At 41.9% G+C, this 24451-nt stretch carries 19 protein-coding genes; 13 read left to right on the top strand and 6 right to left on the bottom strand.

Annotated features, from left to right (window positions below):
• The first annotated feature begins 94 nt into the window (after positions 1-94).
• Positions 95-2812, top strand: coding sequence for a DUF2339 domain-containing protein (locus CWC04_RS02240; RefSeq protein WP_138684497.1), 2718 nt, complete (start codon positions 95-97; stop codon positions 2810-2812).
• 81 nt (positions 2813-2893) lie between these two features.
• Here CWC04_RS02240 and CWC04_RS02235 read toward each other — a convergent pair whose 3' ends face one another.
• Positions 2894-6334, bottom strand: coding sequence for a PAS domain-containing hybrid sensor histidine kinase/response regulator (locus CWC04_RS02235; RefSeq protein WP_138684496.1), 3441 nt, complete (start codon positions 6332-6334; stop codon positions 2894-2896).
• Between the two features lie 392 nt (positions 6335-6726).
• Between CWC04_RS02235 and CWC04_RS02230 the strand changes: the two genes are divergently transcribed.
• The 12 genes from CWC04_RS02230 to CWC04_RS02175 all read left to right on the top strand — a co-directional run bounded on the left by CWC04_RS02230 (position 6727) and on the right by CWC04_RS02175 (position 20389).
• The gene (locus tag CWC04_RS02230) at positions 6727-6990 is read left to right on the top strand and encodes a DUF4212 domain-containing protein (protein ID WP_004586074.1); all 264 of its coding nucleotides are present in this window, start codon (positions 6727-6729) and stop codon (positions 6988-6990) included.
• Positions 6991-7000: 10 nt separating this feature from the next.
• Positions 7001-8725 (top strand): sodium:solute symporter family protein, encoded by a 1725-nt coding sequence (locus tag CWC04_RS02225; RefSeq protein ID WP_004586075.1) that lies wholly within the window; start codon positions 7001-7003, stop codon positions 8723-8725.
• 113 nt (positions 8726-8838) lie between these two features.
• Positions 8839-10677: a DUF294 nucleotidyltransferase-like domain-containing protein gene (locus tag CWC04_RS02220; protein ID WP_138684495.1), complete on the top strand. Its 1839-nt coding sequence runs from the start codon at positions 8839-8841 to the stop codon at positions 10675-10677.
• Positions 10678-10692: 15 nt separating this feature from the next.
• Entirely contained in the window at positions 10693-11316 is a 624-nt protein-coding gene (locus tag CWC04_RS02215; protein ID WP_138684494.1) for a 3'-5' exonuclease, read from the top strand.
• Positions 11317-11454: 138 nt separating this feature from the next.
• The gene (locus CWC04_RS02210; RefSeq protein WP_138684493.1) at positions 11455-12183 is read left to right on the top strand and encodes an SIMPL domain-containing protein; all 729 of its coding nucleotides are present in this window, start codon (positions 11455-11457) and stop codon (positions 12181-12183) included.
• A gap of 79 nt (positions 12184-12262) precedes the next feature.
• The gene (locus CWC04_RS02205) at positions 12263-12925 is read left to right on the top strand and encodes a peroxiredoxin-like family protein (protein ID WP_126008041.1); all 663 of its coding nucleotides are present in this window, start codon (positions 12263-12265) and stop codon (positions 12923-12925) included.
• Positions 12926-13103: 178 nt separating this feature from the next.
• Positions 13104-14114, top strand: coding sequence for an erythrose-4-phosphate dehydrogenase (gene epd / locus CWC04_RS02200; protein ID WP_126008039.1), 1011 nt, complete (start codon positions 13104-13106; stop codon positions 14112-14114).
• Between the two features lie 63 nt (positions 14115-14177).
• Positions 14178-15353 (top strand): phosphoglycerate kinase, encoded by a 1176-nt coding sequence (locus tag CWC04_RS02195; RefSeq protein WP_004586081.1) that lies wholly within the window; start codon positions 14178-14180, stop codon positions 15351-15353.
• 202 nt (positions 15354-15555) lie between these two features.
• Entirely contained in the window at positions 15556-16620 is a 1065-nt protein-coding gene (gene fba / locus CWC04_RS02190) for a class II fructose-bisphosphate aldolase (RefSeq protein ID WP_004586082.1), read from the top strand.
• 632 nt (positions 16621-17252) lie between these two features.
• Positions 17253-17942, top strand: coding sequence for a phosphate regulon transcriptional regulator PhoB (gene phoB / locus CWC04_RS02185; protein WP_004586083.1), 690 nt, complete (start codon positions 17253-17255; stop codon positions 17940-17942).
• 58 nt (positions 17943-18000) lie between these two features.
• On the top strand, positions 18001-19308 hold the full coding sequence (gene phoR / locus CWC04_RS02180) for a phosphate regulon sensor histidine kinase PhoR (RefSeq protein WP_004586084.1): 1308 nt from the start codon (positions 18001-18003) through the stop codon (positions 19306-19308).
• A gap of 115 nt (positions 19309-19423) precedes the next feature.
• Complete coding sequence (locus CWC04_RS02175; RefSeq protein ID WP_004586085.1) at positions 19424-20389, top strand: PstS family phosphate ABC transporter substrate-binding protein; 966 nt, start codon at positions 19424-19426, stop codon at positions 20387-20389.
• 94 nt (positions 20390-20483) lie between these two features.
• Here CWC04_RS02175 and CWC04_RS02170 read toward each other — a convergent pair whose 3' ends face one another.
• The 5 genes from CWC04_RS02170 to pcnB are packed head-to-tail and all read right to left on the bottom strand — an operon-like array spanning position 20484 to position 24245.
• Positions 20484-20720, bottom strand: coding sequence for a hypothetical protein (locus CWC04_RS02170; RefSeq protein WP_024033192.1), 237 nt, complete (start codon positions 20718-20720; stop codon positions 20484-20486).
• A gap of 30 nt (positions 20721-20750) precedes the next feature.
• Positions 20751-21599, bottom strand: a complete 849-nt coding sequence (gene panC, locus CWC04_RS02165; protein WP_004586087.1) for a pantoate--beta-alanine ligase — start codon at positions 21597-21599, stop codon at positions 20751-20753.
• Positions 21599-22393, bottom strand: a complete 795-nt coding sequence (panB, locus tag CWC04_RS02160) for a 3-methyl-2-oxobutanoate hydroxymethyltransferase (RefSeq protein ID WP_055252800.1) — start codon at positions 22391-22393, stop codon at positions 21599-21601. The genes panC and panB overlap by 1 nt, the downstream gene beginning before the upstream one ends.
• Positions 22394-22423: 30 nt before the next feature.
• Positions 22424-22909 (bottom strand): 2-amino-4-hydroxy-6-hydroxymethyldihydropteridine diphosphokinase, encoded by a 486-nt coding sequence (gene folK / locus CWC04_RS02155; RefSeq protein WP_138684492.1) that lies wholly within the window; start codon positions 22907-22909, stop codon positions 22424-22426.
• A 4-nt stretch (positions 22910-22913) separates the two neighbouring features.
• A complete protein-coding gene (gene pcnB, locus CWC04_RS02150) occupies positions 22914-24245 on the bottom strand; it encodes a polynucleotide adenylyltransferase PcnB (protein WP_138684491.1) in 1332 nt (443 codons plus the stop codon).
• Positions 24246-24451: the final 206 nt, after the last annotated feature.

Here is a 24451-nt window from a genome sequence, read left to right as displayed (position 1 = left end):
TGTTTACATTAAATAAACCCATATATAAGCAGATTGCTATAACTTTTAAAAATTTTAGGTACACTCATAACATAATAAATAAAAAGAGCATGCCATGGATGAGTTTTTAGGAATAGTGGGTTTATTTGCATTTGCAATAATAGCCGGTGCTATTTGCGGTATTGTCGCAATTGCACAACTTAGTAATTTAAAGCAAGAAATTACCCAATTAAAAGCAAAAGTACTTAGTTTAGAATTAGCTAACAACGCACAAAGCCACGCTGAAAACGCCGATAAAAGCACCGATAAAAGCACCGCTTGCTCCACAGCTGAACATGCGGACACGGCTCAAGCAAATAGCAATGAGGCGACTTTTAATGAAGTTAGTCCTAATCAATCCAATCAGCTAAGTCAGCCTCGTGACCAGGTAAAAACGCCAGCTTCAGCAATAAAGCCTCCCGCTAATGCTTCTGCCAGTAAACATAAGCAAGGCAGTAAAAATCTCAAACCCACACTTGTTACTTCTTTTTTAGAAAAATTGCGTAGCGACTTTGAACAAAACTGGATGACCTGGATAGGCGCAATCGCATTGGCACTAGGCGGTATATTTTTAGCAAAGTACAGTTTAGAAGCCGGGTTGCTCTCTCCTGCAATGCGATTAACCCTAGGCGGTTTATTTGGTGGTGGCTTAATTGCAGCCGCAGCTTATATGCATTACAAAAATAGTGTATTTGAAGGGTTTAATAACTATATACCTGCAGCGCTTGCCAGTGGGGGTTTTATTACGTGCTTTGCACTGACCTTATTAGCGTATAGCAGCTATAACATCATCAGCCCTTTAACAGCATTTGTTGTCCTTGGGGTTATTGCCATAAGTGCGAGCGCTATGGCAATAATGCTTGGCCCAGTATTAGCCGTACTAGGTATTATTGGTGCTTATTGTGTCCCCGTGCTGATTAATACCGGCAGCAATAATTTATTTGCGCTTTATATGTACATTGGGTTTGTGAGCTTATCTGCTGCGCTGGTCGCGTATAAAGTACAGCGTGCATGGCTGTGGTATTTACTTTGGGCGGGGCATTTGAGCTGGTATGTTGTTGGCTTTACTTTAGCTAACAGCAGCACCATTTGGCTTATGGGCACGTATGGGCTATTAAGTGTTATTGGTTTAATTGCCCAGCCACGCTTGGGGTTAAAACTTGCGGTGGTTGAAACTCGCCCACATAGTTTAAAGCGCCTAATAAACGCACTCCCTAGTAACCCTTTAATGCTTGCCTGTATTGTCCCTTTGTTACTGGCTATGCTTTTTGATAGTAATAACTACTTACAGTGGCAAATAATTAATGCGTTAAGCATATCAACATTGCTGTTTTTAGTGCTTAAAAATAGCCGCTGGGATTTATGGCAAGGGGTGGCGATGCTAATAGCTATACTCTGGCTATTAAGCACACCTTCTTATTATGTTGATTATTCTGACTCGCTATTTATATTTAGGCACCAATATGGTGGCGCTATATTTTTAGGGTTAGCGCTCAGCGTATATGGGCTTTATTTTGGTATAAAGTGGCAACCTAAACGATTGGCTTTTCACATTACTGCCTCGTTTAGCGTATTTATAATGATTGCCACCTTATACGCTATAATCCCAAACCATGCGTTGGCCACAGCCTATCCATTGTGGGCAGTGATACTACTTACAAGTAGCGCCATTTTAATTAAGTGCGCAATAGGTGGCGCAACGCTTTTTCAGCGCTTTACATATTGGGTGGGGGCAAATGCCAACATCACGCTTGTTATCACTATGTTATTAAATGACAGCGGGCTAACCATTGCACTGGCTATTCAAGTTTTACTTATTAGCGTGTTAATAAACCGCTATCGGGTGCCTATGCCACATTGGCCAATTAAAGCGCTGGTGGCTGCATTATTACTTCGCCTTACACTGTCACCGTGGACCCCAAGTTACGAGGCGCTTAGTGTATTGGGTGTACACTGGAGCTTAGTAGTTTATCCTTTGTGTGTGGTGTTATTTTACACTGCAGCCAAATGCTTTAACGCATCACAGTTAAAAGTTTGGCTTGAAGGCGCAGCGCTGCATTGCTTGGCGTTGTTTATTACCACCGAAACCAGCTATCAACTGGTAGGGCACTATCCGCAGTTTGATTCTTTGAGCTTTTACGAACAAGCTTTACTCACCTGTAATTGGCTTGCGCTGGGTTGTGTATATTTACACCGTGCTCGTATTGCCGGTAGCTTAGCTAAATTATACCAAGTGGCAGGCATGGCATTAGCAGGTGCTGCGGGTGTTACTGCACTGAGCACCTTGCTAAACGCCAACCCGTTTTTAAGCTCTATTTATATTGGTGAATATTTTGTATTTAATTGGCTATTTTTGCTTTGGTTAGTGCCTGCGGGTCTCGTGCTTTGGCTTTATACGTTAATTAAACCGCTGTATACAAAAGCTGCGCCATTTATACTCACAGTAGCGGGTGTATTGAGTGTGTTGGCAATTAATGGCTTTATACGCCAATACTGGCAAGGCCCGTATATTTACTTATCAACAGGTGCAAGCAACGCAGAGCTTTATAGCTACTCGGTTATTTGGCTTGTGTTAGGGGCTATTACTGTGGTGCTAGGACATTTAAAAAATCAGCTATTAATCCAAAAAATAGGGTTAGGATTATTGGCAGCCGTTATTTTAAAAGTATTCTTAGTGGACATGGCTAATTTAACGGGGCTTTTAAAAGCGCTGTCGTTTATCGGCTTAGGCTTGTCGTTAGTGGGGCTTAGTTGGTTATTTCAAAAACTACGCAGCCAAGCCAAACCAGCCTAATAATTAAGGGTTCCAACGCTTTGTTAAGCACATAAATAAGCCCAGCTAATGCTGGGCTTATTTTTTGCTGCTAATTGGCTATTACGTGCTGTGATTAAGTAAAGCTTTAAGCTTACCCGGCTTAATAGGCTTACTTAAATAATGAATATTAGCCGCTTTGGTTTCTTGTTTAAGCTCGGTGTCGCGTACAGCGGTTATAAGTATGGCGGGCACTTCGCTTTGCCATGTATCACGCAGTGTTTTTATAAGCGAAATACCATCGCAATCATTACCTAATTGGTAATCCATTAAAATTACATCGGGCGCTGCGTGCTGTTTAGCGTGCGCGAGTACTTTATTTACATCGTCAAACAAGGTGTAATTGGCTTGCCACTTTTTAAGTAAACTGGCCATTGCTGCTAGGTTTTCGGGGTCATCGTCTACCGCGACTATGTTAATCGCGGCGCGGTTTTCAACTAAGCTGCTGGCCGTAGCTTTTTGTTGTACAAACTGCGCATCTCCATAGGGTACTTCAATACTAAAGCGGCTGCCTTTACCGGGCTCTGAGTGCACATCAAGCTCTAAGCTAAGTAAATCGGCCATACGTTTTACAACGCCAAGCCCTAAACCAACGCCTTTGTTATCACCGGCTTCTATACGGTAAAAGTCGTTAAATATTTTAGCTTGTTCTATTTGGCTAATACCTGGGCCGGTGTCCCATACTTCTATACGTAAATTATGTTTACGGTTTCTGCACGCTATTAATACTCGCCCTGTTTCAGTGTATTTAACCGCATTAGACACCAAGTTTTGTATAATTCGGCGCAAGTAGGTAATGTCGCTATGCACAATTTGTGCGTTTGAACGCACGGTTAGTTTTAAGCCTTTATCGCTTGATAAAATAGCGTACTCGCTTTGCAGTGGCATAAGTATATCGTTTATACAAAAGTGCCGTGGAGTTGGGGTCATTGCGCCTTGCTCTAACTTGGCAATTTCTAGTAAGGCCGACATTAAATGCACGGTTGAGTCTAAACTGTGGCCAAGCTTATTAAAGCTATTTTGGTTAGTTGTATCAAGCTGCTTTTCATCAATGGCTGCAAGGTATAAACGCGCCGCGTTAAGGGGCTGTAAAATATCGTGGCTTGCCAGTGCTAAAAATCGCGTTTTACTGTCGTTGGCTTGCTCTGCTTCGCGCTTGGCTAAAGTAAGTGCTTGCTCTGTTTTTACTCGGCTATCTATTTGGGCTTGTAAGTCTTTATTAATGGTTTGCACTTCTTGAGTTCGCGCCTCAATGCGGTTTTCAAGATCCATGTTAATTTCTTCAAGCGCATTTTGCGTACTTATATGGTTTGTAATGTCTGAAAAACTCGTTACAAAGCCGCCATCGGGTAGGGGGTTACCTATCATTTCGTACACTTGGCCATTACGGCGGTGACGAATAAAGTGATGCGAGCTACCATTTTTTAAATGCTGAACGCGTTTTTCTACTTGGCGCTCTATTTCGCCTGGGCCACATTCACCGCGTACTGCGTTGTACCTTATTATATCTTCTATGGGTTGCCCCACTTCTAAAAAGCCGTCGGGGTAGCCAAACATTTGGCTGTAGCGCTTATTCCATGCCACCAGTTTTAAATCTTTATCGACCACCGAAATACCATGGCTTAAGTTTTCGAGCGAGGTATACAAAAGGTTTTGGTTAAACTGCAGTGCTTGTGTGGTTTCGTCAAAAAAGTTAACCACCTCTTCAAAGGCCATACGTTTACCCGATGAAACCGTACGGATTAGCGCCTGCGCCGAAGACGCCCCTAATACCCCAGTTAACGCACGCTCGCAGTAGGCTATAAATTCGGGCTCGGGGTGGGCATTATTGTCACTTAGCTGGTGCGAAAGTGAAAAGTGCGCCAGTACTTGTTGGCTGCGCTGAATACCTAAAAAGGTTTGCAGCAGTATTTTAAAGTCGTAAACCGTGGCTTTAACATTTTTGTTTAAGCGGCGCGATAAAATAGCCTGATCTTTAGGGTTAACAAATGCAGCGGCCTGAATTTTATCTATCAAGCGCTCTTCTGCCCCTAACGAAAAACTAATATAACAACCAATGTTAGCAAATAAGGCTATCAGAGTGCCGCGTGTAATAAGGGTTTGCTGAAGCTCGCTATCAAGGGCACTGCCGGCATCTAAAATTGGCATCATTAAAAATAATACCCAACAAATAAAACCCGCTAATAGCCCCGCATATACACCATAAGCATGGCCTTTTCGCCAGTAAAGTCCGCCCACAATAGCCGGGAGCAGCTGCGTTACTAACGAAAACGCCACCAGCCCCATACTGGCCAGCGCACTACCATGGCCAAACCATTGCTGATAAAAATAAGCCAATATAAGTATGCCGGCTATGGTAAAGCGCCTGACTAATAAAATTTGCGATTTATAACTGCTGGTAATTAAGTTGCGCTTAAATTTACGGCGTAGCAGAAGCGGCAGCACTACATCGTTAGAGATCATGGTGCTAAGCGTAAGTGTGGCCACCACTATCATAGCGGTGGCTGCAGAAAGCCCGCCAATAAATACAAAGGTACTTAAAAAAGCTTGGTCGTGAATAAGCGGTAGCGCTAATACAAAGCTGTCGGGTGAAAAACTGCTACCAATACTTGGGTGAATTGCGGCAGTAGCAATAGGAATTATCATCGCGGCGGTGAGTAATAAATACAGCGGAAAAGCCCAGCGAGCAGTAAATAAATGGCGTTTGTCTTGGTTATCTACCACGGTGACATGAAATTGTCGTGGTAAACAAATTATGGCCGCGGCAGCCATAAGTGACTGGCCAATAAAGTTAAAACTAAAAAAGTTAAAGTTGCCCCAGTGTTGCCAAATCAACTCTGTGACTTTGTCGCCGCTAAGGGTGGGTAAATTAAATAAGGTGTACAAGGCTAAGCCTGCTACGGCAATAAGCGCAATAAGCTTTATCATTGACTCAAAGGCGACTGCTAGCATAAGCCCAGAGCGGTACTCGGTAACATCTACCTTACGGGTACCAAAAAATATTGCAAACAGCGCCATAATTAACGTGGCGGTAAGGGTAAGCATTTCGCCAGATATTTGATTGCTGTTTTGCAAAAGCAAAAAGCTGGTACTGAGTGCTTTTAACTGCAGCGCAATATAGGGAATGGTAGCAAGTAGGGCAATAACAGTGACCAATATTGCACTAGTTTGACGTTTACCGTAGCGGGCAGAAATAAAATCGGCAATGGTGGTAATGTTTTGTTTTTTACTTACTAATACCAGTTTGCGTAAAAAGCCTTGGCCAAAAAAGAACAACAATGAAGGCCCCAATAAAATGGGTAAATAGCTCCAACTACTGGTGGCGGCGGTACCAACCGAACCATAGTACGTCCACGAGGTACAATAAATCCCTAACGATAACGAATACACAAAAGGATGATGGCTAATCCGTTTAGCAAGTGGTGTTGTTTTATCGCCCCAATTAGCAAGCCAAAACAGCACCCCAATATAGCCTAATGCTACAAAAATCAGTACAGCAGTCATGTTGTTATTAAACCTTATTATTTATACCCACACACAATACCAGAGATAACTTTAAGTGTGCGTGCACAATTTTATGCAAAATATTAACGTTGTTTTTATTGTATTGATTTTAAATGATTATTTATATTTCTGGTGATTTATTAGACTAATGTCGCATTTTTACACAAAGCCACTTAAATTTTGCCGTTAACGCACTTAGGTAAAAGCTAACCCACTGAAAATTATGTGTAATTGTATTTTTAAATACAATTGCATTTGCAGTTTACGTAAACGTTAACAGGCTGTTACGACTATGGTCTCACTTCACTCTTCACGCCGCGTTGCTAAATTAATAACCGACTATAAAAAAACCACTCATTGCAATTATGCAATGCTTAAAGGGGAAAATAAAAATGGCTTTTAAAGATGAAGAACAAGCAAAAGCTTATTGGGCAGAAAACATTTCACTACTGTTTAAGTTACTAGCAGTGTGGTTTGTGGTCTCATTTGGCTTTGGCATATTACTGGTAGATGTACTGAATGAAGTACGTTTTTTTGGGTTTAAACTTGGCTTCTGGTTTTCACAACAGGGCGCTATTTACACCTTTGTAGCTTTGATTTTTGTTTACGTTTTCAAAATGAACACGTTAGATAAAAAATACGGCGTAGACGAATAGGAGCTAGGTAATGGATGTTCAAACACTCACATTTATAATTGTTGGTTTAAGTTTTGCGCTTTATATCGGCATTGCAATTTGGGCGCGTGCAGGCTCTACAAATGAGTTTTACGTGGCAGGGGGCGGCGTACCTCCGCTTGCCAATGGTATGGCAACCGCAGCCGATTGGATGAGCGCAGCATCGTTTATTTCAATGGCGGGTATTATTTCGTTTGCAGGTTACGATGGCGGTGTTTACTTAATGGGGTGGACTGGCGGCTATGTATTACTCGCTATGTGTTTAGCGCCTTACTTACGTAAATTTGGCAAATTCACTGTACCTGACTTTATAGGCGACCGTTACTACTCACAAACAGCACGTGTTGTTGCTATTTTGTGTGCCATCTTTATTTGTTTTACTTACATTGCTGGGCAAATGCGTGGCGTAGGCGTGGTATTTTCGCGCTTTTTAGAAGTAGAAATTGAAACCGGTGTTTACATTGGAATGGTGATTGTATTCTTTTATGCGGTACTTGGCGGCATGAAAGGCATTACTTACACGCAAGTAGCGCAGTACTGTGTGCTTGTGTTTGCCTACCTTGTGCCCGCTATCTTTATTTCAATGATGATGACAGGCCACTTCTTCCCGCAAACCGGCTTTGGTGCCACATTGAGTGATGGCTCAGGCATGTATGTACTTGATAAGCTAGACGGGTTAAGCGCAGAGCTGGGCTTTGCACAATACACCGAAGGCTCTAAAAGCATGATTGACGTATTTGCTATTACTGGCGCTTTAATGGTGGGTACTGCTGGTTTACCGCATGTAATTGTTCGCTTTTTCACTGTACCTCGCGTTAAAGATACCCGTATTTCAGCAGCGTGGACACTGGTATTTATTGCCATTGTTTACACTACTGCACCGGCGGTTGCCTCGTTTGCACGCGTAAACATGATTGACACCATTAACGGTAAAGATGGTAGCGGTACAGAGTACGCACAAGCACCAGCGTGGATCAAAAACTGGGAACGCACGGGCTTAATTACCTTTAATGATAAAAACGGCGACGGCAAAATGTTTTACACCGCCGGCAAGGTAGAAGACCCAACTAGCGCAAACGAAGTAAAAGTAGACCGCGATATTATGGTACTGGCTAACCCTGAAATTGCTGATTTACCAGCATGGGTAATCGCATTAGTAGCGGCCGGTGGTATTGCTGCTGCGCTTTCAACCACGGCGGGGTTATTGCTGGTTATTTCAACATCAGTGTCGCACGATTTACTTAAACGAACCCTTAAACCCGACATAAGCGATAAACAAGAGCTACTAGCTGCTCGGTTAGCCGCGATGATTGCCATTGTTATATCGGCTTACTTTGGGATTAACCCGCCTGGGTTTGTTGCATCGGTGGTCGCCTTTGCCTTTGGTTTAGCGGCGGCGAGTTTCTTCCCAGCAATTATTATGGGGATATTCTCTAAAACAATGAATAAAGAAGGCGCAATTGCTGGCATGGTGACCGGTATAGGCTTTACCGCTGCGTATATTATCTTCTTTAAATTTGTAAGCCCTGAGCTTAATAGCCCAGAAAATTGGTTCTTAGGTATTTCGCCCGAAGGAATTGGCTTAGTAGGGATGATCATTAACTTTGTGGTTGCTGCAACCGTACTTAAATTAACAAAATCGACACCGCTTGAAATACAACAAATGGTGGAAGGTATTCGTAATCCTAAAGGGTCAGGTGAAGCACACGCTCATTAATGCGCTAAGCCTACTTAAAAATAAAGCACCAAAAGCCCGACTTTAGTCGGGCTTTTTATTTGTTCAAATAATGAGTACATTAGGTTTTGTGTATACTTTTTAAGAGTACAGCAATGAGTGTAGAGCAGCAGGAAGTTGCCCAGTTTGTGTGTATGCAGGCACCATTTAGCATGCTACACGACAGTGCGTGTGAGTATTTTGTAAGCCATATTGATAGTGTTTATTTAACCCGAGAAAACCAAGCGCAGTGGCTGCAAACGCAAACCCCAAAGCTTTTTTTAATTCGCTCTGGTTTATACGACCTAGTGGATGCAAAAGGTGATGTAGTAAAGCGTTTAGCGCAGGGGGATTACTTTGGCTATCCTTCTTTGTTAACCGGAGAGGCGATTCAAAATAGGTTACAGGTACAAAAAGAGGGCATAGTGTATATGCTTGCGCAAACGCATTTTGACTTTTTACGTCATCAATACAAACCGTTTGAGCAATATTTTGTACGCGCGCACGCCAATCGTTTACTTTCATCACATTATAAAAGTAAAAACGATAGCTGGTCTGAGCGCAGAATATCTGAGCTGATGACCCGCACCGCCATAACCTTAGCCCCCGATGCCAGTATTAGGCAAACCGCTAAAAAAATGAAAAAACACGGTGTATCGTCAATTATGATCACCGAACACGCCATTTTAGTTGGCGTAGTGACCGACCGCGACTTACGTAACCGTGTACTGGCCGATGAAGTCGATCCGCAAGATGCGGTTAGCAGCATAATGAGTGCAAAGCCTAAATTTATATTTGAAAACAATCGGGTGTTTTCTGCTTTGCATTTAATGCTTAAATACAATATTCATCATTTACCTGTGCTTGATGAAAACCATAAGCCTTTGGGTATGCTTACCAGTACAGATTTACTTCGCCAGCAAAAAAGCGACCCTGTGCAGCTTATTGGCCGCATTTATAAAGCCCACAGCATTGCCGATTTAAAACGTTATGCGGGCGAAATCCCTGAGTTACTACGTAGTTTTTCATACAACATAGAAGACATATCGCTAATTGGTAAGTTGCTCAGCGGCTTAACCGATGCACTCACCTCGCGTCTTATTCATTTATTTCAAGAAGAAAATGGCGCAGCGCCCACCAGTTTTTGCTTTATATGTTTTGGCTCGCAAGCACGCGAAGAGCAAACCCTACATTCAGATCAAGACAATGGCTTATTGCTACCAGATGATTTAAGCGAGCAACACCAAGCTTACTTTAAACACATGGGGGAGTTTGTATGTGAGCAGTTAGTAGAATGCGGCATTAGGCGTTGCCCGGGGAATATTATGGCCAGCAGCGATGAGTGCAGAATGAGTGTGAGTAGTTGGTGCGAGCGCTTTTTTAAATGGATAAAAAGCCCAACGCCTAACGCCATGCTTAACTGCAAAATATTTTTTGATTTGCGCTTTATTGAAGGCTCCAATGCTCTATACAGCGGCTTTTGCGAGCAGTTAAACAGAATATCGCGCGATGAGTTATTTTATGCTGCTATGGCAACCGACATAAGAGCCAGCTCAGTGCCTATTGGTTTATTTAATAAACTTAAAACGCAAAAAAATGATAACAACCATAAATACATTGATTTAAAAAAGCGTGGTGTGGTGATCATTAACGACATAGTGCGTTTATATGCGTTAAAAGCAGGCATAAAACGCGCCAATACCCAAGAGCGTTTAGATGCTTTACTTAAGCATTCACTGCTAAATAAAGACGATATTTATAATTTAAAAGATTGCTGGCGATTTTTAACTCAGTTGCGTTTTAGTACGCAAATAAACGAAGAAGGTTTGCCAAGTAACTGCATAAACCCCGATAAATTAAGTTCATTAGAGCGTCATCAGCTTAAAGAGGCTTTTTATTTAGTAAAACAAGCGCAGCAAGCCGCGGCGTTTAAATTTGCCCGTGGCAGTTTGTAACAAGAGGTAAGCGCTGTGGTAAAAAAATGGCTCAGTAAGTATATAAAAAGGCGTAATCTTTTAAGTCAAAATGCGTTAACGCAACGCTATTTAGTGATTGATTTAGAGCTTACTGGGCTTGATGTAAACCAGCATGAAATTGTCTCAGTAGCCTGGGTAAAAATAGATAACCAATGTATAAAAATGAGTGAGTCTCAGCATTTAATTAATAAAAACGTTAAACGCTTAGACCAAAGCCCTGTTTTTCACGGCATTATTGACGACACTGTGGCTAAAGGGCAAAGCCTGCACACTATATTAACGCAGCTAAGCCGTGATTTTAGTGACCATATTTTGGTTTTTCATAACGCCATACTGGATTGGGGGTTTTTAAAAGCAGCCCTTAAAGGTTCCAATATAAACGCACAACCTAAGCTAATACTCGACACCCTCCACATAGAAAAAAAGCGCCTTATTTGCCAAGGCGCAGAAATAAAACAAGATGATTTAACCCTAAGTGCGTGTCGCAAACGTTATGAGTTACCAAGCTATCATTGCCATAACGCACTTACAGACGCACAGGCCACCGCCGAATTACTACTAGCCCAGTGCTACCAAATAAACCGTGGTAAAGAGCTAAAAGTGGGTGAGTTAACCTAGGTTGGCTGTAGGCGCGGCTTTATGCAGCGCGAGGTATACTCTTGCCTACAATAAAGGGCAGTTTACTTTTATTTTCAACTGTATGATTATAGGTACGGTTACGTAATCATTATTTAACTAACTACTTTAAGGAACGACGTGAAACTCATTACCGCTATTGCTCTACTCTTTTTGCCACTCATCGCTTTTGCTAATTCGAGCTTACCTGCCAATCGTCATATCTCAGTACAAGGCACTGCTGAGGTATTAGTTGAGCCTGACATGGCTAAAATACTATTTAAGGTGAATAGTGTTAAAAATGAGCCGAAAGCCGCCAATAACGCGCTTGAGAATAAAGTGAAGTTATTAATAGATGGGCTCAATCAATTTGAAATAAGCGCCGATGACGTAGTTGCCTCAAACGTTAAAATTGAAAAAACAGGAATGGATTATATTGAAACAGGGCATCAGGCCCTTAGCGAATATGCAGCGATAAGAACGTTTGAAGTAACGCTAAACAGTATTGAGCGTGTGAGCGATTTAACAGATTTTTTATTGAACCAAGAAGTAAATGCCATTCAAAATATTGAGCTTTTATCTTCAAAATTTGAGCAATTACAAGCGCAAGCCACACAGTTAGCAATTGAAGATGCAAAAATAAAAGCGGATTTACTTGCTGATTCATTCAATGCAAAAGTAGGTGAAGTACGCACTATTCGCTCAACTAAAAACAACTATGACAGTGGTTTTAGTACAGCCATAACCAAGATGCACAGGGCGCAGCAAGATGATAATTCTTTTCCTCAAATACGTAGTAACGATTTACAGGCAACAATAAGCTTTAAATCATCCATAAACGTGGTGTTTGATTTAGATATAACTGATTAAATTAATAATTTCATTTCAAATACATGTTCGTACTGTAAGCTAGTTTTATGTTTTTGATTAATTTGAAGGTAGCAATACTATGAGCGATGAAAGCAACACATTAAAAGCACAAACCGAGGCAAAAGTAGCAGCAGGGCGAAAAGGTAACCCTGATTTTATGAAAGGCGTTGATGAAACCATTGCTCAGGCAAAAGCGTTTCAAGAAGGGGCAAATGCACTTAATTTAGATCAAAATGCCCCACGCTTTGAACTGCCGAACCAGCACGGTGAGCAAGTTTTATTAGATGAGCTACTTGCAAAAGGGCCTGTGGTTATAACTTTTTATCGTGGTAGTTGGTGCCCTTATTGTAATTTACAGCTAAAAGCATTGCAGTCACGCCTACCTGAAATTCACGCATTAGGCGCACAGCTGGTGGCTATTAGCCCACAAGCGCCCGATGGCTCAATGAGCGAAAACGACATACGTAATATGGATTTTGTCGTGCTGAGTGACCAAAATGCAGATGTAGCAGAAAGCTATGGCGTTGCGTGGCAAGTACCTGCATTTTTATTAGATCATATGCGCGAAGACCGCGGCCTTGATTTAGAGTCGCTTAATAACGGCAACGGCAGTATTTTACCTATCCCTGCCACGTTTGTTTTAGATAGCGAAGGTAAAGTGACGTGGCGCTATGTCGATGTTGATTACCGCACCCGCTCAGAGCCGCAAGATATAATTAATGCTTTAAAAGCACTACAGTAAGCAATAAAGCAAGCTCGCTTTATGCCTAAAAGTAGCCAAGTAAATTAGCTACTTTTGGGTTAATTTAAAGTTTCTAATCGCTCCCTCTTATAATAATGTTCAAGGTCGATTACAATACAGCCATCTAAAAGGCATCGATGCCTTTGTCTGCACGTAAAGAGAGTGGATTTTATATTTCATGGCAATCAAACTTGCAATTAATGGTTTTGGTCGTATTGGTCGAAATATTGTCCGCGCGTTGTACGAGTCAGGTTTGAGCAACGAGATAAAAATTGTTGCGATTAACGAACTTGCTGACCCTGAAGCTATTGCTCATTTATTAAAATACGACACGTCCCACGGTCGTTTTTCTTTTCCTGTAAAACTTGGTGAAGACACCATTAGCGTTGCAGGCGATACCATTGCACTATTTTGTGAAGAAAACCCAGTAGAATTGCCTTGGCAAACCCTAGATGTAGATGTTGTGCTTGAATGTACCGGTGTTTATCACTCGCGCGAGCATGCACAATTACACATTACTGCGGGTGCTAAAAAGGTGTTGTTTTCGCACCCAGCTGATAACGATGTAGATGCCACCATTGTGTATGGCATTAACGACGATGAGCTCAAACACGAGCACACTATTGTATCTAACGGCTCGTGTACTACAAACTGTGTGGTGCCTGTTATTAAAGTGCTAGATGATGCGTTTGGCATTGAATCGGGTGCTATTACCACTATTCACGCGTCGATGAACGATCAACAAGTGATTGATGCGTACCATCATGATTTACGTCGTACCCGCGCTGCGAGTCAGTCTATTATTCCGGTTGATACAAAATTAGCACGAGGAATAGACCGCATTTTACCCAAATTTGAAGGGCGCTTTGAAGCCATTGCGGTTCGCGTGCCGACAATTAACGTAACGGCAATGGATTTAAGTGTTACAGTAAATGCCGATGTAGATTTAAAGGCGGTAAATACGGCACTTAAAGCCCAAGCAAAAGACCGCTTAGAAGGTATATTAAGTTACACCGAAGAGCCATTGGTATCGGTTGATTTTAATCACGACCCACATTCTTGTATTATTGATGGCACGCAGACACGTGTTAGTCACAAACGCCTGATAAAGTTACTTGTTTGGTGTGATAACGAATGGGGTTTTGCCAATCGCATGCTAGATACAGCACGTGCGATGATGGCTAAGTAAACATTTTATAATAATTTTAAAATTTATTTTTCAGGTTCAAGTATCGTTAACTAAGGAGATGTTATGTCGGTCATAAAAATGGCAGATTTAGATTTAAACGGCAAGCGCGTATTAATTCGTGAAGATTTAAATGTACCAGTTAAAGCAGGTAAAGTGACCTCAGATGCACGTATTCGTGCTGCACTACCTACTATTAAGCTAGCTCTTGAAAAAGGCGCTAAAGTAATGGTTATGTCGCACCTTGGCCGCCCTACGGAAGGCGAGTACGATGACGAATTTTCACTTGCCCCTGTAGCCGATTACCTAAACGACGCACTTGAGCAAAATGTCCGCCTTGAAAAAGATTACTTAAACGGCGTTGAAGTTGCCGATAACGAAGTAGTTGTATTTGAAAACGTACGATTTAATAAAGGCGAGAAGAAAAACGACGAAGCCTTATCAAAACAACTTGCTGCCCTGTGTGATGTGTATGTAATGGATGCATTTGGCACCGCTCACCGCGCACAAGCGTCTACTCATGGCGTTGGCTTATTTGCAGATGTTGCCTGTGCTGGCCCGTTATTATCAGCAGAACTTGAAGCACTAGGTAAAGCACTAGATAACCCAGCACGCCCATTAGTGGCTATTGTAGGTGGTTCTAAAGTATCAACTAAATTAACTGTTTTAGACTCGCTTTCAACGATTGTAGATCAGCTTGTAACAGGTGGCGGTATTGCTAATACCTTTATTGCAGCTGCGGGTCATCCGGTTGGTAAATCACTTTATGAAGCTGATTTAATGGATGAAGCAAATCGTTTATGTGCAGCAGCTAAAGCAAACGATGGTGAAATTCCGGTACCGACCGATGTTGTAGTAGGTAATGAATTTTCAGACTCTGCAGTCGCTACGCTTAAAGATGTAAGCGAAGTAACAAGCGATGACATGATTTTTGATATTGGCCCTGATACAGCCAGCCAGCTTGCAAAAATTATTGCAAACGCCGGTACTGTTGTATGGAATGGCCCAGTTGGCGTATTTGAGTTTGATCAGTTTGGTAATGGTACACGTGCTATTGCCCAGGCAATTGCTAACTCTAATGCGTTTTCGATTGCAGGCGGTGGTGACACTTTAGCGGCAATTGATAAATACGGCATTGCCGATAAAGTATCTTACATTTCTACCGGTGGTGGTGCGTTCTTAGAGTTTTTAGAAGGCAAAAAACTTCCAGCAGTAGAAATGCTAGAGTCGCGCGCTAAATAATAAATTTTAGCCGCATTTGGTGAGGGGAAACCCTCACCAACGATTAATTATTAAATACCTCTCACCCTTATTTAATAGTTAATTAAGACAAAACTAAGCAGTGTAAATTGCTTTATTTTGTGGCGCAGTGATTGCGTCAAACTAACATATCCGTTCAAACTAGATGGCAGGAGACTGCTGTCGATAAATTGGAGAATACCCAATGGCTTTAATCAGTATGCGACAACTTTTAGATCATGCAGCTGAACACGGTTACGGCGTTCCAGCCTTTAACGTGAATAACCAAGAGCAAATGCGCGCAATAATGGAAGCGGCTGATAAAACAAACAGCCCAGTAATTGTTCAAGGATCAGCAGGCGCACGTGCTTATGCTGGTGCTCCATTTATCCGCCACATGATTTTAGCAGCCGTTGAAGAATGGCCGCACATTCCAGTAGTAATGCACCAAGATCACGGTACCTCACCCGGTGTTTGCCAACGCTCAATTCAACTTGGTTTTTCATCAGTTATGATGGATGGCTCATTAATGACTGACGGAAAAACCCCATCAAGCTACGAATATAATGTAGAAGTAACACGCGAAACCGTGGCTATGGCACATGCTTGTGGCGTATCGGTAGAGGGCGAGCTAGGTGTACTTGGCTCACTTGAAACCGGTGAAGCGGGCGAAGAAGATGGTGTAGGCGCAGAAGGTAAACTAACTACTGATCAAATGCTTACCGACCCAGAAGAAGCCGCTGATTTTGTAAATAAAACCCATGTTGATGCCTTGGCAATTGCTTGTGGAACATCGCACGGTGCGTACAAATTTACGCGCCCACCCACAGATGACATTTTAGCGATTGATCGTATTAAAGAAATTCACGCACGTATCCCGAACACGCACTTAGTAATGCACGGATCGTCGTCTGTACCACAAGAGTGGTTAGAGATCATAAATCAATACGGTGGCGAAATTCCTGAAACGTACGGTGTACCTGTTGAGCAAATTGTAGAAGGGATCAAATACGGTGTACGTAAAGTAAATATTGATACCGATTTACGCTTGGCCTCTACCGGTGCTATTCGCCGTCATATGGCGCTTAACCCATCTAACTTCGATCCGCGTAAATACCTAGCAGAAGCAACTAAAGCAATGACAGAGATTTGTGTTGCGCGTTACAACGCGTTTGGTACGGCTGGTCAAGCAGGTAAAATTAAGCCAATTTCACTTGATGACATGCACCTTAAGTATTTGAGTGGTGAGTTAGACCCACAAATTAAATAATGATCTTTGATTAATAAATAGCGTTATAAAAACCAGCTGGCGTAATCCAGCTGGTTTTTTATACCATAAAGTACTGGGATCACTGTTGTACCAACTTAATAAAATGGGATCACTGATTTACTAACCGCCCCGCATTCGGATCATTTATTTACCAACTAGCGCATAAATTTACGCCACGTTAGGCGCTCAATCAATCAGATCGTTTTTTATTTGTACAATAGATCAGGTGCTTAGTTGTTTGACTAAGTATAACCGTGATCCCAAACCCGATCGGCTTAGTAAAAATCTGATCTTTTTATAGGCTGCTTAGTAAAAAACAGATCTATTTTTAACCACGTAATGACATCTTCCAGTGCAAACTCAGTTTCGTACCTGGTTTTTTACTGTGTTAGTAAAGTAATGATCCCGCCATGAATATCTACTTAGAAATAAAACTGTCATCTTTTTGTAAATATGTTTTGATTAACCGTAATTTGCAAAATAGTTTTAAAAATATGACGTTAATGAGGTTTTTTGTCACTATTTTGTGTTTTTTTTATCAGGATTTTAATTTACACGTTACACTTTCATAAAAATGTCATACTTAGTCATAATAATGAAAACTAATTCGATAGCGTAAGAGATAATTTGGAATGTCACGTAAAGTACTAGTCGTAGATGATGAAGCTCCTATCAGAGAGATGTTAGTTTTTGTTTTAGAGCAAAATGGATTTCAAGCAATTGAAGCAGAAGATTACGATTCTGCAATTGCAGCTATGGTTGAACCATACCCAGATATGGTTTTACTCGATTGGATGTTACCAGGCGGTAGCGGTATTCAAATTGCTAAGCAATTTAAGCAAAGTGAATACACACGCCAAATTCCAATCATTATGCTTACAGCCCGCGGCGAAGAAGAAGACAAAGTACGCGGCCTAGAAGTAGGGGCAGATGACTACGTCACTAAACCTTTTTCACCTAAAGAGTTAATGGCTCGTATTAAAGCGGTTATTCGCCGTGTATCGCCTACCTCATTAGAAGAAGCTATAGAAGTACATGGCTTGCGTTTAGACCCAATATCGCACCGCGTTACCTCAGAGGGAAGCGAGCTTGATATGGGCCCAACCGAATTTAGATTATTACATTTTTTTATGACTCACCCAGAGCGTGTTTATAGCCGTGAGCAACTGCTTGACCATGTTTGGGGAACTAATGTGTACGTAGAAGACCGTACAGTTGATGTGCACATACGTCGTTTACGCAAAGCGATTGCACCGCTGGGGCATGATCGCTTAGTACAAACAGTACGTGGTGCAGGTTATCGTTTTTCTAGTAAATTATAAGGTACCGCAGCTAGGGTGTGAGTACGCATAAATTACTACTCAAAGGTAAAGTGAGTGTATGTATCGAGTTATTAATAAACAGGCGTTAGTAAAACGTCTGTTTATCTATTTTTTACCCCTGTTATTAGTTGGTGTGCTTATTGGTGCGCCATTTTTGCTTTTATTTTTAGGCACTTCTTCTCTTTTAGTCTGGCATTATCATCAACTTTATCGCTTAAGCGATTGGCTTTTAAATCAACGTAGCTTTAACCCACCAGAAGGCGAGGGTGCGTGGGAACAAGTATTTGAAGGCATTTATCATTTACAGCACCGTAATCGTAAAAAACGCAATGAACTGGCCGATTTAATTCGTCGCTTTCGCGATGGAGCTGAAGCCGTACCCGATGCCGTAGTGGTGTTGCAAAGTGATTTAAGCATTGTCTGGTGTAACCAACTTGCACTTAAAGTATTGGGGCTACAATGGCCGACCGATCATGGCCAGCGCCTAGATAACCTAATACGCGAACCTAAATTTGCCAAGTACATGCTGCGCGGTGAATTTGAAGAGCCATTAGAGCTTGATAACGGGCATATTGTTGACCAAGTGCTTGAATTTAGGGTAATGCCGTATGCCAACACGCAGCTTATGGTGGTGGTACGTGATGTAACACGCCTAAAGCAGCTAGAGCAAATGCGCAAAGACTTTGTTGCCAATGTATCGCATGAGCTGCGTACGCCGCTTACGGTTGTTACTGGCTACCTTGAAATGATGGATGGCGATATGATGCCACCGCCTGCAATGTGGAATAAAGCGCAAAATACCATGCTTGAGCAATGTAAGCGTATGGACAGCTTAGTTAATCAGCTTTTATCTCTTTCGCGTATTGAAGGGGCGCGTAGGCAAGACAACGACAAAGCCATTAATGTGCCGCAAATGCTCAACTACATTAAAACCGAAGCGCAGTCTATAAATCAAGATAAAGGCCATGAGCTTATTTTTGATATAGATAACGAGCTTGATATTAAAGGCTCTGAAGATGAGCTACGCAGTGCGTTTTCTAATTTAGTGTTTAACGCTATACATTACACTAAAGCGGGCGGAAAAATTGTTGTTACCTGGCAGCGCAAAGAGGGGCTTGCGCACTTTAGTGTAAATGACAATGGCGATGGTATTGCACCAGAGCATATAAATCGTTTAACTGAGCGCTTTTACCGCGTAGATAAAGCAAGGAGTCGCACAACCGGTGGCTCAGGTTTAGGCTTAGCAATTACTAAACATGTGCTTACACGCCACGATAGTAAATTAAATATAAGCAGTGAGCTTGGTAAAGGCTCGTGTTTTTCTTTCGACTTTTCAAAGGATAAGCTTGTTAACTTAGCAAGTTAAAGGCAATAAAAACCAAAGTCATAAAAGTGTCATTTAAGAGTAATGTAACTGTCATCTACTCACTTTACAGTAGACGACAGTTAGGAAATGGGACGAACAAATCGGAGAACCCCGCATGAAATTTAAAAACTTAGTTGCCGCAATGGGTGTGGCTGTTACAACATTAGTATCTGCACAGGCTGTTGCTCTTGACGATGCAATTCCTGAATATCAAAAAATTAACGGCGTTTCAGGTAACTTTTCATCTGTAGGCTCTGATACTTTAGCTAACATGATGACTTTTTGGGCTGAAGAGTACAAACGTATTTACCCAAATGTAAATATTCAAATTCAAGCGGCAGGTTCGTCTACTGCTCCACCAGCGCTTACCGAAGGCACCTCTAACATGGGTCCTATGAGCCGTAAAATGAAATCAAAAGAAATCGAAGCGTTCGAAAAACGCTACGGTTACAAGCCTACAGAAGTGCGTGTAGCGATTGATGCATTAGCGGTATTTGTACACAAAGATAACCCAATTGAAGGCTTACGTATTGACCAAGTAGATGCTATTTTTTCATCTACTCGTAAATGTGGTGCGTCTGAGCAAGTTAACCGCTGGAGCGATGTTGGCCTAACGGGCGACTGGGCTGCAAAAGACATTCAATTATACGGACGTAACTCTGTATCAGGTACTTACGGTTACTTTAAAAAGAAAGCGCTGTGTAAAGGTGACTTCCGTAACAACGTAAATGAGCAACCAGGTTCAGCCTCTGTTGTACAGTCAATCTCATCTTCATTAAACGCGATTGGTTACTCAGGCATTGGTTACAAAACGTCGGGTGTACGTACGGTTCCTTTATCTAAAAAAGGCACTAACTACGTAGATGCAACGCTTGATAATGTTGCTAAAGGTAAATACCCACTTTCTCGTTTCTTATACGTTTACGTGAACAAGCACCCTAATAAGCCGCTTTCACCAATTGAAGCTGAGTTCTTAAAAATGGTACTTTCTAAAGACGGTCAAAAAATCGTTGAAAAAGATGGTTACGTACCACTATCTGCTAAGTTAGTAGAAGCAGAGCTTAAAAAGTTAGGTTTATAATTTAAACCCAACCAATAAAAAAACCGCTCAATGAGCGGTTTTTTTTGTGTGTAAAATTTTAAAGCGTAAAACAGACTAACTTACTAAAAAGCGATTACAGATCAGTCAGCTTTTGCGCTTGTGCTTTACACTGATTATAGCTCTCTACACATTTGGCAGAGCACACTTGCTGTTTTAACCCTTTGTCAATCGATTGCTGATCGCAACTATTTTCGCACTGATAGTTTTGTTGTGCGCATTGGTTTAACTCAGGGTTTTTCACTTGATTTTGGCAAGCTGCTAACAATGAAAATGAAAGGGCGAGGGCACTCGTTTTAATAAATGTTTGCATGCTTATCCTTAACGTTGAACTGCGCTTTTGTTAAATCTCAACTTGTAAGTTGTCGATTAATCTAACATTGCCTAAAAAGGCGGCAGCTAAAATAACAAGTTGTGTATCATCAAGTGTAGCAGCTTTTAATGTATCTCGTTGAGCTATCTCAAAATAATCAGGCTTTAAGCCGGCTTGCTCTAAACTAAGCTGTGCGCTTTGCTCAAGTGCTTTGTAATCGGTATTGCCTGCTTTGAGCTGCTCAGCGCAACTGTTTAGTGTTTTAAATAATGCGGTAGCCGTGGCTTTTTGCTCTGCAGATAAATAGCCATTTCGCGAGCTCATAGCTAAGCCTGAAACTTCACGCATGGTCGGTACACCAACAATTTCAACCGGAATTGATAAATCGCGTACCATGGTTTTAATCACTTGCAGCTGCTGAAAGTCTTTTTCGCCAAAGCATGCATAATCTGGTTGTACTAAATTAAATAACTTAGTCACTACCGTGGCTACGCCTCTAAAGTGTCCTGGGCGCGTGCCGCCACAATACCCCATAGATACGCCTGGTACATCTACAAAGCTTTGCTCACCAAGCCCATTTGGGTAAATGGTGTCTACGCTTGGGGTAAACACAATATCGGTGTTTAAGTCGGCTAAGCCTTGTTTGTCTTCGTTTAATGTACGCGGGTAGCTATCTAAGTCTTCGTTGGCACCAAATTGCATTGGGTTGACAAAAATACTCACAACCACCTTATCGGCCATTGTTTTTGCCTTTTCAACCAATGAAAAGTGGCCGCGGTGTAAGTTGCCCATGGTTGGCACTAAAGCCACGCTTAAACCTGCTTGGCGCCAAGCTTTAATTTGACTACGTAATGATTTAATTTCAGTAATTGACTGCATTATTTAAACTCATGTTCGGCGCTTGGAAATGCGCCACTTTTAACGTCTGTACAATATTTTTTAACTGCATCTGGCATGTTGCCAGTTTCCAGTAAAAAGTTTTTAGAAAATTTAGGAATGTATCCTGCCGAAATACCGACTAAGTCGTGCATTACCAGTATTTGGCCATCCGTTACATTACCTGCGCCAATACCTATGGTAGGAATGGTGACGGCATCGGTAATGCGTTTAGCGAGCGCACTTGGGATACACTCAAGCACTAATAATTGAGCACCTGCGGCTTCTAGGGCTTTTGCATCATCAATCATTTTTTGCGCTTTGTCGTCTTCGCGGCCTTGAATTTTAAAGCCACCAAATACGTGTACTGATTGCGGCGTTAATCCTAAATGGCCACAAACAGGAATCCCTTGCTGCGTTAAACTTTTAATGCTGTCGTAAAGCCATTCACCGCCTTCAAGTTTTACCATATTAGCGCCTGCACGCATTAACTCTGCTGCATTTTTACAGGTGTCGCTAACGTTTGAATAGCTCATAAAGGGCATATCGGCTATTACAAAAAGCTCACGGCTGCCACCGCGTACACAGCGGGTATGATAGGCTATATCTTGATTGGTTACGCCTAGGGTATCGTCGCCACCTTGCAGCACCATGCCCAAAGAGTCGCCAACTAAAATAACGTCCACACCGTTATCATGAAATAACTTAGCAAAACTGGCATCGTAAGCGGTTAATGCGGTGATTTTGTTATTTTCTGCTTTCATTTTATTTAAAGTAGAAACGGTTATTTTAGACATAATATCCTCGCAGGCATAAGCCTTGGTTAATTACAGAGGTAATTGTTGTAAGTCGTTGAGCGGTAAGTCTTGCGCAATGGTTTTTAATGCAATGCCGCTTGGTAAAATCAGTTCTGGGGCAAGCTCAAGTAAAGGGTAAACTACAAACTCACGTTCGCACAGGCCATAATGTGGCACAGTTAAGCGCTGGGTATTAATCACTTGCTGACCAAACAGTAAGGTATCTATATCGAGCGTACGCGGCCCCCAACGTTCGGCTTTTCTTACCCGTCCATGTTCAAGCTCTATGGCTTGAGTTAAATCAAGTAATTGCTCAGGTTCAAGCGCGGTTTTAATACACGCTACGGCATTTACATAGTCGGGTTGATCTTGTGGGCCCATTGGTTTGCTTGCATAGTAATGCGATACACTTATAAATTCACAATGAGGCAGCTTTTTAAGCGCACAAACGGCGTTATTAAGCTGCTCTTTGGGTGAGTTTAGGTTGGCACCTAAACCCAAATATACACACTGCATGCAATTACTCAGCTGGCTTTTTAGTGGTGCGACGGCGCGGACGTTTACGTGGTTTTGGTCCACCTTGGTGGCCTAGGTTTTTTACCATTTCTTTTTGGCCATTAATATCTAGGCTCAAGTATTGTGTCCACCACTGGGCAAGCTCACTATGTTGGTGCTCACCGGCATCCACTCGTAATAATAAAAAGTCATAAGCGGCTTTAAATCGTGGCTGCTGGGTAAGTCTGTAAGCGCGTTGGCCGGCACGTTTATCTAAACGTTGCTGTATATGCCAAATGTCGCGTGCGCCTAAGGTAAAGCGTTTAGGTACTGCTATATGCTGGGCATTTTCGCTCAGTACTTTATTCATGGCTTGAGCAAAGGCATCAAAGTAAGACAGCTGTTCTTGTTGTTTAATTTTAGTTGTGCGCTCAAGCAGCGGAAACCACATTAAAGCAGCAAATATAAACGCAGGCGTTACTTTTTTATCTGCATTAATGCGTTTATCGGTGTTTTGAAACATTTGCTGAATAAACGCAGCTTCTAAGCCGTCAGGGTTTTTATCTAAAATTTTATCAAGCACCGGAAATAACGACTTAAATAAGCCGTATTGGCGTAGCATTAAATAGTTAGCTTCGGCTTTACCGTTTAAAAACAGCTTTAGAACTTCTTCAAATAAACGCGCTGGCGGAATGTTATCAAGTAGGCTGGCAAGCGCAGTAATTGGCTTTTCGCTTTTTGGCGCTATGCTCATATCAAGCTTAGTTGCAAAGCGTACCGCACGTAGCATACGTACAGGGTCTTCGCGGTAGCGTGTTTCTGGGTCGCCAATTAACTCAATTTGTTTTGCTTGTATAGCCGCTAAGCCATTGGCGTAATCGTATATACAAAAATCGTTAATAGAGTAATACAGCGCGTTGATAGAAAAATCACGGCGCTCGGCGTCTTCTTCAATGCTACCAAACACGTTATCGCGCAGTAACTGCCCGTGCTCGCTTGATTGGCTAATTTGGTTTTTGTCTTCTTGCGCTTCGTGGTGCCCGCGCATGGTGGCTACTTCTATAATTTCGCGACCAAAAACAATATGTGCTAAGCGAAAACGACGACCAATTAGGCGGCAATTTCTAAATAGTTTTTTAACTTGCTCTGGGGTGGCATTGGTAACAACGTCAAAGTCTTTTGGTTGTTGACCTAACAATATATCGCGAATACAACCACCTACAAGGTAAGCGTCGTAACCACCGTCTTTTAAACGGTAAAGTACTTTGATTGCATTTGGGCTAAATTGTTTACGTGAAATACCATGTTCGCCGCGTGTTACAACAACCGGTTCATCACTTGTGTGAGTGCTTTGCACATCGGCATTTGGGCCGATTATTTGCCTGCAAAATTGAAAAAGCTTGGAAATAATAATCTGTCTCCTACAGAAATGATGATTGGCTGGTCATCGCAATCAAAAAGCACATAAATTAGGTATTATAGTGCGGTGCTTTGTATTTATTGTAAATAGCCTCTATTTAGGCGGCTATCATATACCAGCGCGGTATAAAAATTAAGTTGATG

Source organism: Pseudoalteromonas sp. S2893, assembly GCF_005887105.1.
GTDB classification, from domain to species: Bacteria; Pseudomonadota; Gammaproteobacteria; order Enterobacterales; family Alteromonadaceae; genus Pseudoalteromonas; species Pseudoalteromonas atlantica.
Note: the sequence above shows the minus strand (reverse complement) of the source record. Positions and strands in the feature narration are given on the sequence as shown.